Source organism: Mesorhizobium sp. M0478 (genome assembly GCF_040321305.1).
In the GTDB taxonomy this organism is placed as follows: domain Bacteria; phylum Pseudomonadota; class Alphaproteobacteria; order Rhizobiales; family Rhizobiaceae; genus Mesorhizobium.
In genome coordinates this window covers 129,615-142,826 of record NZ_JAMYRH010000015.1, presented here as the reverse complement: position 1 = coordinate 142,826, position 13,212 = coordinate 129,615, and the positions used below count along the sequence as shown (strand labels likewise).

Genomic DNA, 13,212 nt, shown 5'->3' with positions numbered 1-13,212 from the left:
TCCGACTTGCTGGTGATCCCAGCAAGAAAACAGCCTGCTTTTAAAATCGGGGACTTAAAGAGTGACAAACGTCTTTCCTTCAAACCTGGCTTTCGGCATCTTCGATCATTTGGATGAGGATGGCCGCGATATAGGCCGGCAGTACGAAGATCGCCTGATATTAGCAGAGGCGTGCGATCAGCTAGGGTTCTATGCCTATCATCTCGCAGAACACCACTGTACTCCCCATGGGAGAGGTCCATCGCCGAATCTGTTCTTATCGAGCGTCGCCCAGCGCACCCGGCGCTTGCGTCTCGGACCCTTGGTGATGCTGCTTGCGCTTTATCATCCGCTGCGTGCGTTCGAAGAGATCTGTATGCTGGACCAGTTGAGCGGTGGCAGGCTCGAACTGGGCATAGGGCGCGGTGCTCTCCCGACCGAATTGGGCTACTTCGGGATTGGTGCGGACGCGGTGCCGGGCCGTTATGCCGAAGCCAGCGAAATTCTTATGCAAATACTTGTGAATTCGAGGGAGGTCGGCACGCTATGCTATCAAGGCCGCCATTTTGATCTCAATGACGTTCCTTTGACGCTAAGACCTCATCAGCGTCCACATCCGCCCACATGGGTCGCTGCCAATCGACCCGAGTCCACAGCTTGGGCCGCTGCGAATGGAACAAATATCGCGTGTGTAGGACCTTCCTCTTCTGTTCGCAAAACTACTGATTCGTTCCGCGCCTATCGAGAGGACAACGCAGGCGGGGGGGATCAAGGGAGATTTGTCGGATTGCTCCGCATGGTCGTGATTGGGCGTTGTGACACACATGCCTATTCGCTCGCGGCACCTGCTTACGCACGCTGGCTCAAGAGCTTCCAATTCCTTTACGAGCTTAACGCTATCCCCACTCCACCAAACTTGCCGCTAACCTTCGATGCGGCAGTCGAGAGTGAATTGTGCGTGGTAGGATCAGCAGAGTCTGTGCGAAAAGCTCTGCTAGATCAGTTGGAAGAGGCAGGTGCCAACTACCTGCTTTGTCAAATGGCATTTGGAAATCTGCCGCTAGATGCTTCCCTTTACACCGCGAGGACCATTCAGTCCGAAATCATGGCTCGACTTGGCTGACCATGTGCTCGAGCTTGCACGTGGTGGGGCGGGCAATCGGGACGAGGCCAAACTGACGACGAGCAGGCGGCACAGAATACCAGCTTGTGCGTTGGCTGGCGTCTGGGCCATCGTGTGAACATGCACGATCCTAAGGAGAGGGTAGCCGAGCGCGTCACGATGCCGGCACGCGTCTGCTCGTCGCGCTGGCGCTAGTCGTTGCCCATAGCCAGCCGCAGGAGGTTCTTCTCGCCCGGGGCGGCGTCGGTGCGGCGCCCACTAATCCAGCTTCATCAGCGGCCCGTCGGTGGCAAAGCCGTCACTCGCTACGGCGCTATTGAGGGCGCGCTCGCGAGCGGCTTTGCGACGCCCAGCCAACACCTCCAGCGAGCTCGCCCGATGATGGTGGTGCACCGCGGTCGGATACGATGCTGGAGGAAATCGTTCGCAGCCGGTCTTCACGAATTGCGAGGAGTGCTCGTTCTTGAGTGCTGGCTGCTGGCCGGATGCGGTGGCCTGAGTGGTCTGCCGACACGCCCGAAAGTCAACGCCACTACCACAAGGCCGCCAAGATGTCAGGTCTGAGAGCCAGCTTGGACGGTGGTATCGTGTTCGGGAAGGTCGTCGAAGGAGGCGTAGTTGAGATAGTAGAGTTTGGAATACAGGCCGCCCATGGCTATTAACTCATCGTGGTTGCCAGTCGCAATAACTTGGCCATTCTGAAGCACGATGATGCGGTCGGCCCCCCGGACCGTGGCGAGACGGTGGGCGATGACGAGGCCAGTCCGCCCTTCAAGCAGCTTGATCAGAGCCTTCTGAATCTGCAATTCCGTGTAGCTGTCGATATTGGCGGTAGCTTCGTCGAGCACGAGGATCTTGGCGTCAGCGACGAGGGCGCGGGCGAAACTGATAAGCTGGCGCTGGCCGAGAGATAAGTTGTCGCCGCGTTCGCCAAGTTGGGTCTCATACCCGTCGGCGAGGCTCATGACGAAGTCATGCGCGCCGACAGCCTTGGCCGCCTCGATCACCTTGTCGCGCGTGGCTTCCGTCTTCTGGTATCGAATGTTCTCGAAGACCGTCCCGGTGAACAGGAATGGCTCCTGCAGCACCATGGCGACCTGGCGGCCGAGCGATTCCTGGGTGAGGTCGCGTACATCATGTCCGCCGACCAGCACCTGACCCTGCTGAACATCATAGAAGCGGTGAACCAGGGCCATCGCACTCGATTTGCCAGAACCGCTCGGTCCGACTAGTGCGACCGTCTCGCCCGGATTGACCTTGAACGAGACATTTTTCAGAACCGAACGGTTCGGATCGTAGCCGAAGGTGACGTCCCTAAACTCGACCGAGCCGTCCATTTCGGGCGAAAGCACCTCGGCATTGGGTTTGTCCTTAACATCGATCTTCACGTCGAGCACATCCGTCAGGCGCTTGCCTGAGGCCATGGCGCGCTGCATGACCGAATATTGCAGGGTGAGTGAGCGGATCGGGTCAAAGAAGCGCTGGATGTAAAATAGGTAGGCTACCAACACGCCCACATCTATACGGCTATTCATGACCATCGAGCCGCCGACCACAATAACGGCGGCCAAGGCGAGGCCGGTGATGCCATCGACGATGGGCACCATGACCAGTGCATATCTGGCAGCGATCAGGTGGGTCCTGAGGTTGGCATGGGCCCGATCGTCAAAAAGACTGAAATTCACCTGCTGGCGGTCCATTGACTGTATGGTCCGCACGCCGTGAATGGCTTCGGCCAGCGCGCCATTGACGACGGAATTGGTTTCGTGTGCAGCCATGAAGGCGTCGCGGGCACGCGGCAACCAGACAATGCGGACGATCACCAGGATCGGCAGAACCGATAGCGTCAGGAGGCCGAGGCGAAAGTCGAGCCACAGCATTACGAAAACGATGCCGAAGAGAAGCGCAACATCGCCTAGGGAATATACCGAGGTTTCCAGGAACTCCTGTATAGAGTTAACGTCGCCTTGCAGGCGCGACATCAGGCGTCCGACCTCGGTCTTGTCCATGAAAGAGAGCGAAACCTTTTGCAGATGGCCAAACATGGCGCGGCGGATGTCGAACAGGACAGTTTCGGCCATTTTCCCATCCAAGGCTTCCTGCATGTAGCCGGCGGCGAAATTGACCAAAATCGCCGAAAGGAACGCGCCGACGGCCGCAAGCTGGGCTGAGCGATCGGGCCTTGCCGGGTTCATGCCGAGGTCGATCGCGTAGCGGATGATCAAGGGGATGAGAAGCTGCGTCCCGGTGAAGATCAGCATCGCGACAATCGTGACAACTACCTTTGCCCGGTAGGGATGGACGAAGCCCCAGATGCGACGGAGGATGCTCTTGTCGAAAGCCCGGCCGAACATCTCCTCCTCGATCCGGTGCGAGCCGACGACCGCGCGCGGAGGGCGTCTCCCGTCGTCAGGTTCGGCTTCGAGTTCGCCGCGGCCCTGGTCCATCAGCGGGCGCCCCCATCCTGGCTAATAATGCTATCACCCGGGCACGTCTGGAGATCGTAAAGGGCCCTGTAGCGTCCCCGCTTCGCCAGAAGCTCTTCATGCGTGCCGCGTTCTACGATTTCGCCTTTATCGACAAAAAGGATTTGATCGGCATGCTTAAGCGCACTCAGCCGGTGCGCGATGATGATCGTCACCCGATCCTTTGCGAAGCGCCGCATCGCCGCGCGAATGCGCAGCTCGGTGCCGGCATCGATCGCGGCCATCGAGTCGTCGAAAATGATGACGGAGGGGCGCAGCATCATGGTGCGAGCAATCGTGAGACGCTGGCGCTGGCCGCCAGAGAGAGAAACGCCGCGTTCGCCCACGACCGTCTCATACCCTGCCGGGAGCCGGAGGATGTAGTCGTGGAGCTGGGCGAATTCTCCAGCGCGTTCAATTCGCTGTCTCTTCGCCCAGGGATCGCCATAAGCGATGTTGTTCTCGATCGTTGTGGTGAATAGGAACGCATCCTGCTGTACAACCGCGACCGCCTTGCGAAGGCTCTCGAGGGTGACATTGCGTATGTCCTGGCCGTCCAACGTGATGGCGCCACCGGTCACGTCGTAAAAGCGGGGGACCAGATGAGCCATCGTCGATTTGCCGGAACCCGGCGGACCGACGATCGCGATCGTCTCGCCTCTCCGGGCCTCAAAGCTGAGGTTCTTCAGAATGGCGCGGTCTTCGGCGTTGGGGTAGGCAAATGAGACATTGTGGAAGCGCAGAGTGCCGTCACTTATCTCAAGCGGTCTGGCCTCGAGAGCATCCCTGATGGTGATCTCCTGATCGAGGAGACCGAAAAGCCGCGAACCGCAGCTAGAAGCGCGGGCAAACGCATTGACCATGAGACCGATCTGGCGGACTGGCATTTGCAGCATGGTCATGAAGGTCAGGAAGGTCGCCATGGTTCCGACGCTGATCTCGCCAGCGACGAGCTTGTTGCCACCGATCCCAAGCACCAATCCCATTGCGAAAAAGTAGGACAAGGTCATCGCCGACGTGTTGGGTACGTAGATGTCAACGAGATCGTTGGCGAGGTCGAGCGCGTTCTTGGAAGCGCCGTCGAACTTCAGCATCTCATAGGATTGAGCCGCAAAAGCGCGGACCACGCGGATACCTGCGAGATTTTCCTTCATCACGCGGCTTAGTACCGAAAGGCGCTCATAGAGGTCGAGCCAGGTGGCGCGCAGCCTAAGCTGTGTGGTCGATGAGCGCCAAGCGACAAAAGGCACGAAGCTGAGCGCGGCCAAGCCGAGCATTGGATCGGTCGAGATCATCATGTAAGCGCCAATCCCGATCAGCATCGTCAGCAGGAGCACCCGCATGAGCCCGGTGGAAAAATACATCCGCACGCCTTCGAGATCGAGCATTCCGGCGGTTATCAGATCGCCTGAATGGACCCGGTCGTGAAAGGAAAAGCTGAGACGCTGGATCTTGTCGTAGTAGGCGAGCCGCAATTCGTACGCGACATGATGCCCGACGGCTTCGGCAAAATAGTTCTGCGCCATCGTGAAAACGCCGCGTAGCGCGCTGACGGCGAGCAGCAGGAGAGCCGGGGCCCAGAGCGCTTGTCCTGCCGCAGCCCCCGCGACACCGCCCCCGATAGCTGTCTGGGTCTGGTCGACAGCCCGGCCGAGAAGCTGGGGAATGAGCAACTGGAGGATTGCCGCCATGATCGTCGAGCCCATAGCGAGGGCGACCTGCCACGGATGGCGCAGATTCATACGCGTGATGCGCAACAGCGTACTCAAATCCCGGCCCCAGCGCGCCGCTTCAACATGGGCCAACGAATTCAGTGCGTTCGTTGCGCCGCTGACAGCTTCACTGTTCACGGGTGTATTCCCGACTGCATTTTGCGCCTTCGAGGAAAGCCGAAGCAGACATCATCAAAGGCATCCGCCATTGTTAATCCCGTCCTCAACCTGCAGCCGTGCCCGTTCCCACAAGCCGAGCCGCCGCTTGACTTAGTGGCATGTCGATCACCGTGATTCCGCTTGCCGCAAGAAAACGCGCTTCGTTTCTGGTCAGGGTTTCCGCGTCCATTACGGTGCAATAGGGACCGCGGGAGCGCTTCATGATCTGTCTGGCGTAGGTGCGCAGCATCTGATCGTTGAAGCGGCAGCCAACGAAGAAAAATCCACGGGTGATGCGCCGTTCCTTCACAGCGTCTGGGATCGGTGTCTGGATATCAATTTCGGACAGGACTTCGACGTAGTCGGAATCTGCGACGAGAAAGTTTTGCGCGGGCGTAATACTCCCGTGAGGTGAATAGAGAACCGTCTTGGCCCCCAATCGGGGGTCGAGCTCCCTCCCGGACAAATCGTAGGTTTTCGTCCAAATGTTGCCGGTTTCATTCGCGCGCGTGACGCCTTGTATCTCAAGGACGTCCGTTCGACCGGTCTCTACCAGAGCCGTGCGCATCGCGCTGTCATACCAGCTGTCGATGATGAGGGAGAGTGGCAGCCTTGCGAGCCAGGCGTGGAAGGGGGTCGGCCCCACCGGCGCTGCGAATATGTCGGTCATCCAAGCTTGAAGCGTCCGGCGATGCCGGCGCTGTTCAATGAACTGTGCAACCGACCACATATTGGTGCGGATCCTGGAAGGGGCTGGAGCCCGTGCATTGAGTGCCGCGGCAACAACCTCCGGGGTATGCGGCACAGGCGGTTCCACACAGTTCAACTCAAGAAGACCCGGACCGAGATAGGGGATCACCTCATCGGCGGCGAGCGCTTCCTTCGCCAGGTCAAGCAGCTTTTCAGCAAAACTGTCCCGCACAATGACGAGGTGGCCCGATGTCAGGATCGTGTTCATCTCGTTTCCTCGCGACGCACCTAGGGGCAGCATCAGCCCTCTTCGGAAATCTTCCTTGCCTCGACGGTGATCGGCAGACGCGTATCATGTGGGAGATCGGGTAGGAGGAGCCGCCACCCGTTCCTGAGCGTGACCGTTCCGCCCCACAACTCTTCCTTCTCGAGTTTGATGATCGGCTCTTCGAGGTCCTTTTTGGGGACATACGCTGACAAACCAGCATCGGTCCTGCGGATCATGACTTTCATCTGGCCGTCCCTTCATTGGTATTGCTTTCAGCACTGCAGGGCGCCTCGGCCTCGTCGAGGCTCATCAGTTCACGCGCTCGCATACCGACTACGGTGCCACGGTCGATCCACTCGACCGCATAGATGAAGAACTGCTGGAGAAAGGTGCCAATGTCGCGCACATATCCCTCGTCCCCCTTCCGCACGAGATTTTCGCCGATCTCCCTGCCAGGATAGGTGCCGTCATTCTTTATGTGGCGAGTGGCACGTACCCGCTCTCCCGGCATGAATCGTGGAGGCCTGCGGATTTCGATCTCCTCTTCGCGTCCGAGCGACATGTCCGTTCCCTGATTTCTCTTGCGGCTGAGATTGCGAACAAGGCGCTCCAGGCGTCCTGCGTAGGCAGCCCCCAACCATGTCGGCAGTCCAATGTCCGTTACGCAGGAACGCAGGTCTTCGGCACCGGACATACCGAGGCACATTGCTGCGCATCGAAGACCCCCTCGCATTCGGTGCACTTCTGTGACTCGATCACGTAGCTCTCGCCTTTGAACTTGATCGCGCCGGAAGGACATTCGAATTCGCAGGCGCCGCATTGGGTGCATTGGGATGCGATGATCTTGAAAGCCATTTTAACTCCTGGTCCGAATGAATGAGACAGCTCAGGCCGTCGCCGCGAGTGTGGGGGTCCCAGATGCGGCGATGTAAATCGCGCTGATTGCTGTCTCGATATAGTCATGGGCACAGGCGTCGGTGGCTCTGATTCCAGCCTCCGCGAGCTGATCCTGCGGGCAATTTCCAATCTTGGCGCACAGCACGATATCTATGCCTTGAAGCGCTGCGATGACGCCATCGAGGGCGGCTTCTGCGCCCCAACCGCCAAGGCAATACTTGTCCACCTTCCGATGCCCGACGAAGCTGATCCCTTTCAGCGAGGCTTGATAAACCTGGAATTCCTTCGCATGGCCGAAATGCTCATTGACGCGGCCGCCGCCCTTGGTCGCCACCGCGAAGAGAAGGGACTTGCCGGGGCTCGCTGCCTTGACCAATCCGATCGCTTCTCTCCTAGCCTCGACGTGATCACGGCGCTCCTCCGCGACCAGCTCCCGATAGGCCTTGCGTTTGCTGGCATCGTAGGTGACCTCGCCGGGAATCCGGTCGACTGTGAATTCCTGGCCACGATCTTCTCCGAGCAGGCCCACGGCATCTGCCCGGCACTGCCGGCAGTGGCGCATCAACTGGGCGCCGTTTTCGACACGATCCTGAAGAGCCTTCATCTCCATTGCGTTTGGGCCGCGCTGCCCGCTCAGACCGTAGTGCGTGCCGTGGGCCGGGTCCGAAATCAGCGGCATAAGGTTGTGCAGGAACGCGCCTCGCTCCTTAATCCATCTATTCACCTCGATCAGATGCTCATCATTCACGCCCGGGATCACCACCGAGTTGATTTTGGTGAGGATGCCCCGCGCGGTCAGCATCTCCAGGCCCAACATCTGCCGCTGGTGCAGGATCCGGGTGGCTTCAATGCCGACGTAGCGGCGATGATCGTGAAAGATCCAAGGATAGATCTTTGCACCGACCTCAGGGTCGACCATGTTGATCGTGATCGTCACGTGATCGACATTCATGTCAGCAAGCTCATCGACATGGTCGGGCAGCGCCAGCCCATTCGTGGATATGCAAAACTTGATGTCTGGGATTTCCCTGGCGACCCTGGCGAAGGTCGCCTTCGTCTTCTTCCAGTCGTAGCAGGCGTCGCCCGGTCCGGCGATGCCGAGCACGGAAAGCTGCGGCACCTCATTGGCGACCGCGATCACCTTGCGTAGCGCCTGATCGGGCGTCAGCTTTTCAGAGGCCACCCCAGGCCGGCTTTCGTTGGCGCAGTCAAATTTGCGATTGCAGTAGTTGCACTGGATGTTGCAGCCCGGCGCGACCGCGACGTGCATACGCGCGAAATAGTGATGCGCCTCTTCTGAAAAGCAGGGGTGATCCTTGATCTTCTCCCAGACAGCCGGATCCGTGTCGTCGGGCTTTGTCGACGAGCCGCAGGACGAAGACGCGCAGCCCCCGAGTTTCATGGTGCCAAGCAACTGGTCACCGAATGTCGTGCTGAGGCTCTCAAGCGAAATTGCCGGTGCAGACATGAACGGCTCCGTTGCTGCGTGATGTCGCAGTTCAAAGCGCAAGAGCTATGCCAGCCCAAAGAGCTGTTTCGGTTCATTGAATAGGCTTCCCGTGTCACATTCCTTCGGATTGCTCCGACACACCTGTCGGGCTTACGACAGTGGACAGGCAAATAGGGTCGCGAGGCTTAGCAGCCTCGGGCGCGCAGAGTGTGAGCGAGACCACTCCGGGCTGCTTACGCTTGACGTCATCACGACGTCCCGAATTTCTTAACCTTGATACCATGCCGGCGCAGGGCGTAGCCGATTATCCAGGGCGTGAGGCCAGGATTACGAGCCGCCCTGGCAAAACCCAACCGGCCTTGTCAATCGCGTCGATCAGCCACTAGCGTTCCGTCAGATGCGGGCGACAAGCGGCATGGTTCGGACGCCGGCCGTAAGGGGAGATACCTTGCTGCGGAGGCGCCGATGCGACTGGCCGGCAGCCGCAATCCGCTCGATCTGGTACAGCCTGTGGTATGAGGCGGCGAGTGCCTGATTGAGGTGCGTGGGTGTTGCCGGCAGTGGCGGCAATCTCCGGCTCTCCTTCAGCGTCCAGACGACGACTTCTCCATCACCCGTCTGCAGAAACGTGGGCAGGACGTTCACGACAATTGCCCAGCGTATGGCGAGCGTAATCTCCAGCTCGCTTGGCGCGGTCAGCACCTTCACATATCGTAGAGTCCCTGAGCGCGGTATCTGCTTAGGGCATGCGTGCGCCGGTCATCCGAATTTAAAGAGGATTCCGAAACCGCCGCGTGGATAGTTCCACTCGATCTCACCAGTCGTCCCGCACAAAATCCGGCAGGTGCCGCACTCCATGCAGCCGTCGGCAGTGATCTCCACTTGACCCTTGTCGTTCAACTCATAACATTTCGCCGGGCAGACGTGGGTCAGCGCGAGCAAATTCGCGCTCGGCTTCTGGTGCGGTCGCACTTTGATGTGCGGGCGGCCGGAATCCACCAAGTAGCGGTTCTGGTAAAGCTTGTCCTCGACACGTGACTTCGTCGCTGCGCTGGTCATTTCGTCTCCCCTCAGCGCCACGCCAATGCAAGGCGGACCGCGTCGCTGACCAGCCCCCAGCGCGAGCGCGCCTTGATGAAGGCCGCCGTGGTCGCCTTTTCCTTCTCGATCTTCGGCGTGCCGTCGACACGCATGAAGTTCTGCGCAGCTTGCGACATCAACCGCGGATAAGTCGTGAAATAATTGCATGAATTGGTGTGGAGCAAGGCCGGCATGTCTTTGTATTTCCTCAGGTCCTTGACCACGAAGGACTTGTCCAGCATGGCTTTGTAAAGGGCGAGATTCCGTTTGTTCATCGGACCGTTGCGGCTCTTGACCTCGACGATTGCCTCAGCCGCAATGCGGCCGGAGGTCATGGCGAGGTTCGAACCCTCGCGGTGAATGGCGTTGTTCAGTTGCGCGGCATCGCCGACCACGACCCAACCATCGCCAAAGAGCTGCGGAATAGCCTTGTAGCCGCCTTCGGGAATGAGGTGTGCGGAATATTCTTTCACTTCCGAGCCGGCGATCAGCGGCCGGATCGAAGGATGGCTCTTCAAGGCATCAAGGAGAACGTAGGGGCTCTCGACCATCGCGGCAAAATCGGAGACGAGGCAGCCAATGCCCAGTGAGATGGACTCCTTGTTGGTATAGAGGAAGCCGAGCCCGGCCATGCTGCGGGAGGTCGTGCCCACCGCCTCGATCACGCAGCCCTCATCGCCCTTTACGCCGAACCGCTGCTCAATGACCTCTTCGGGCAAGAAATGCATTTCCTTGACGGCGAGGGCCACGGTTTGCGGCTTTGGCATCTCGCGCAGGCCGGCTCGAGTGCCAAGCAGTCCGCACACACCTTCTGCGAGAACGACCACGTCCGCGTAGATGGCTCCGCCTGCCCGGTCTGTGCGGACGCCGATCACCCTGTCATTGGCATCACGGATGAGTTCCGTCACGGTCGTCTCGCACAGAACGGTCGCGCCGGCCGCGCGCACCTTACGCGAAAACCATTTATCGAACTGGGCACGGATGATCGTGTACCGGTTGGGCTTCGCCTCATTGAAGTCGTCCGACCTATAGTGAATCCCTGTATGGGATGTGTCGTCCATCACCCAAAGCCGCTGTTCAACCAAATGCCGCTCGAGAGGCGCATCATCCCGGAAATCCGGGATGATCTTCTCCAGCATGTTGGCGTACATGATGGCACCCTGGACATTCTTGGAGCCCGGATATTCACCCCGCTCCAACTGCAGCACCTTCAGGCCATGGCTGGCCATGGTGTAAGCAGCTGCGTTTCCGGACATGCCTGCCCCAACAACAATGGCGTCGAAGTTTTCCTCGATCATGTCCATCCCCTTAGCTCGAAAGCTTATCGCGACTGTGGGGCGACAGCCGCCGGGTGAAGGCTTCCGTCAGTGCGGGCAGGAAGCGGATCGCGTCGGTGACGATTCCGAGGTGAGCGAAATCGAAAATCGGCGCGTTCGGGTCGGTGTTGATGGCCACGATGAGATCCGCCCCCTCCACGCCAACCCGATGCTGGACGGCGCCGGAAATCCCGGCCGCTATGTAAAGCTTCGGCCGGATCGTCTTGCCAGTTTGGCCGATCTGCCGATCAGCTGGCATCCAGCTCTTCTGGACCAACGGACGCGAACAGCCGTGCTCGGCGCCGATTGCTCGTGCGAGGTTCTTCACAAGCTGCAGGTTCTCCGCCGCGCCAAGACCAAGGCCTCCCGCAACCACGACGTCGGCATAGGCAAGGTTTGCCTTCGCCGACTGATTGTCCGGCAGGAAGCCGAGGACTTTGGTAGCGATCTCGTCCTCGGCAAGCGAAAGCTTGTGCCGGATGACCCGCCCGACCGGTTTATCCGTCCGCTGCGGCATGGGCATGACCCTCGGCCGCACGGTCGCCATCTGCGGGCGGAAATTGAGCGTATAGATCGTGCACAACAAGGAACCGCCGAAAGTCGGACGCGTGGCGGCGAGCGAACTGTCGGTATCCACATCGAGTTCGGTGCAGTCGGCCGTGAGCCCCGTCTGCAAGGTCGTCGCCACGGAGCCGGCAAGATCCCTGCCCAGTGTGGTGGCACCGAGAAGAAGGATTTCGGGTTTGTGGGTATCGACCAGATCCGTCAGCGCCTTGGTGAAAGGTTCATTCCGATAGTCGGCGAGCAGGGGCGCCTCGGCGATGTAGACAAGGTCAGCGCCATACGCGAATGCTTCGGCAACGGCGTTCCCGACGGCCTCTCCCGGCGGTCCAAGCACGACGCCTGCAAGCTGGACCTGAAGCTTGTCTGCTAAGTTGCGGCCTTCGCCGAGCAGTTCGAATGATACCGGATGGACCTCGCCACGTTCGAGCTCGATGAAAACCCAAACGTGCCGATAGTCCTTGAAATGGGCGGGCAATTCCTTCTTTATGCCGGCGCGGCCGGCGGCAGGGCGAGGGGTTTCTCCGTTCGCGGTCGACATCGTTTTGCTCCTTGCCGTCACGCGCCGCCGTTAAAGGCGAGCTCATGTTCCAGCGCCGGCTGGCGGGTGAAGATTGCGGTGATGAGTTCGTCAGCGACATCGCGCAAGGCCTTCTCGGCGGTGTCGATTTGTGCCGCCTTTTCAGCTCGAGCAGGAGGGGCGAAAACACGTTTGACGACCGTCGGTGAACCGCGCAGGCCGCATTTGGTGAGATCCTCAATGCCGGCGTCGGCCGCGCTCCATTTCAAGACCTGGCTGCGCGCGGCGCACAAGGCGTCCTGGATCGAGCCCCGGCGGATCTCGTTTGTGCCTTCCAGCATGGTGATGAGGCAAGGGAGCCTGCTCTTCAGCATCTGTGTGCCGCCTTCGGAACGGCGCTCGACCTTGATCTCGCGTGCAGCAAGGTCGACAGAAGGGATCTTCGCGACATAGGTCAGTTGCAGGAGTCCGAGGCGCTTGGCGATGCCGGGCCCGACCTGGGCGGTGTCGCCATCGATCGTCTGCTTGCCGGTGAAGACGAGGTCTGGCGTGCCGAACGTCTCGCCAATCTTCGCGATTGCCTGGGAAAGGGCGAACGAGGTTGCCAGCGTGTCGGAGCCGGCAAAATAGCGGTCGGTCAAGAGCACCGCTCGGTCGGCGCCGTAACCGAGCGCCTTGCGCAGCGCGTCCTCTGCCATGGGCGGACCCATGGTGAGCACAGTGACTTCGCCGCCATGTGCGTCGCGCAGTCTGAGCGCTTCTTCGAGGGCGAACAGGTCGTAAGGGTTGATGATGGTCGGAACACCCTGGCGCATGATCGTGTTCGTGACCGGATGGACCCTTATCTGTGCCGAGTCCGGCACCTGCTTGATGCAGATTACGATGTGCATTGGCGGTTTCTCTAGGCTCCTGTCCGGGTCCGGCATTGCGGTTATCTCCTTTGTCCGCATTATTCGTGCCAAGTCTCTTGCGCTCCCCTTTCCTACAACTTC

13 protein-coding genes are annotated in these 13,212 nt (G+C 59.6%); 1 reads left to right on the top strand and 12 read right to left on the bottom strand.

All coding sequences use genetic code 11. The annotated features are described in order from the left end of the window. Positions 1-61: 61 nt before the first annotated feature. Positions 62-1,102, top strand: coding sequence for an LLM class flavin-dependent oxidoreductase (locus tag NKI64_RS27575; protein WP_352671284.1), 1,041 nt, complete (start codon positions 62-64; stop codon positions 1,100-1,102). 554 nt (positions 1,103-1,656) lie between these two features. Here the strand turns inward: NKI64_RS27575 and NKI64_RS27570 are convergent. From NKI64_RS27570 to NKI64_RS27515, 12 genes are all read right to left on the bottom strand, one after another. Further along, positions 1,657-3,549, bottom strand: coding sequence for an ABC transporter ATP-binding protein (locus NKI64_RS27570; RefSeq protein ID WP_023727113.1), 1,893 nt, complete (start codon positions 3,547-3,549; stop codon positions 1,657-1,659). After that, positions 3,549-5,417 (bottom strand): ABC transporter ATP-binding protein, encoded by a 1,869-nt coding sequence (locus NKI64_RS27565; protein WP_352671281.1) that lies wholly within the window; start codon positions 5,415-5,417, stop codon positions 3,549-3,551. The genes NKI64_RS27570 and NKI64_RS27565 overlap by 1 nt, the downstream gene beginning before the upstream one ends. Before the next feature lie 85 nt (positions 5,418-5,502). Then, entirely contained in the window at positions 5,503-6,396 is an 894-nt protein-coding gene (locus NKI64_RS27560) for an SIR2 family NAD-dependent protein deacylase (protein ID WP_352671278.1), read from the bottom strand. 32 nt (positions 6,397-6,428) lie between these two features. Then, positions 6,429-6,641: a putative nitrogen fixation protein NifT gene (nifT, locus tag NKI64_RS27555; protein WP_023672220.1), complete on the bottom strand. Its 213-nt coding sequence runs from the start codon at positions 6,639-6,641 to the stop codon at positions 6,429-6,431. After that, on the bottom strand, positions 6,638-6,958 hold the full coding sequence (locus NKI64_RS27550) for a nitrogen fixation protein NifZ (protein ID WP_023672219.1): 321 nt from the start codon (positions 6,956-6,958) through the stop codon (positions 6,638-6,640). Before NKI64_RS27550 ends, nifT begins: the two co-directional genes overlap by 4 nt. A gap of 98 nt (positions 6,959-7,056) precedes the next feature. Then, the gene (locus NKI64_RS27545; RefSeq protein WP_023672218.1) at positions 7,057-7,251 is read right to left on the bottom strand and encodes a 4Fe-4S dicluster domain-containing protein; all 195 of its coding nucleotides are present in this window, start codon (positions 7,249-7,251) and stop codon (positions 7,057-7,059) included. A 31-nt stretch (positions 7,252-7,282) separates the two neighbouring features. After that, on the bottom strand, positions 7,283-8,761 hold the full coding sequence (gene nifB / locus NKI64_RS27540) for a nitrogenase cofactor biosynthesis protein NifB (RefSeq protein ID WP_352671275.1): 1,479 nt from the start codon (positions 8,759-8,761) through the stop codon (positions 7,283-7,285). A 375-nt stretch (positions 8,762-9,136) separates the two neighbouring features. Then, the gene (locus NKI64_RS27535) at positions 9,137-9,451 is read right to left on the bottom strand and encodes a hypothetical protein (protein ID WP_023672216.1); all 315 of its coding nucleotides are present in this window, start codon (positions 9,449-9,451) and stop codon (positions 9,137-9,139) included. Between the two features lie 51 nt (positions 9,452-9,502). Continuing rightward, the gene (locus tag NKI64_RS27530; RefSeq protein ID WP_023806340.1) at positions 9,503-9,802 is read right to left on the bottom strand and encodes a ferredoxin family protein; all 300 of its coding nucleotides are present in this window, start codon (positions 9,800-9,802) and stop codon (positions 9,503-9,505) included. 11 nt (positions 9,803-9,813) lie between these two features. Beyond that, a complete protein-coding gene (locus tag NKI64_RS27525) occupies positions 9,814-11,121 on the bottom strand; it encodes an FAD-binding protein (protein WP_023712672.1) in 1,308 nt (435 codons plus the stop codon). A 10-nt stretch (positions 11,122-11,131) separates the two neighbouring features. Then, positions 11,132-12,241, bottom strand: a complete 1,110-nt coding sequence (locus tag NKI64_RS27520; RefSeq protein ID WP_023685019.1) for an electron transfer flavoprotein subunit alpha/FixB family protein — start codon at positions 12,239-12,241, stop codon at positions 11,132-11,134. Between the two features lie 17 nt (positions 12,242-12,258). Then, a complete protein-coding gene (locus NKI64_RS27515) occupies positions 12,259-13,110 on the bottom strand; it encodes an electron transfer flavoprotein subunit beta/FixA family protein (protein ID WP_023672212.1) in 852 nt (283 codons plus the stop codon). Between the last annotated feature and the right edge of the window lie 102 nt (positions 13,111-13,212).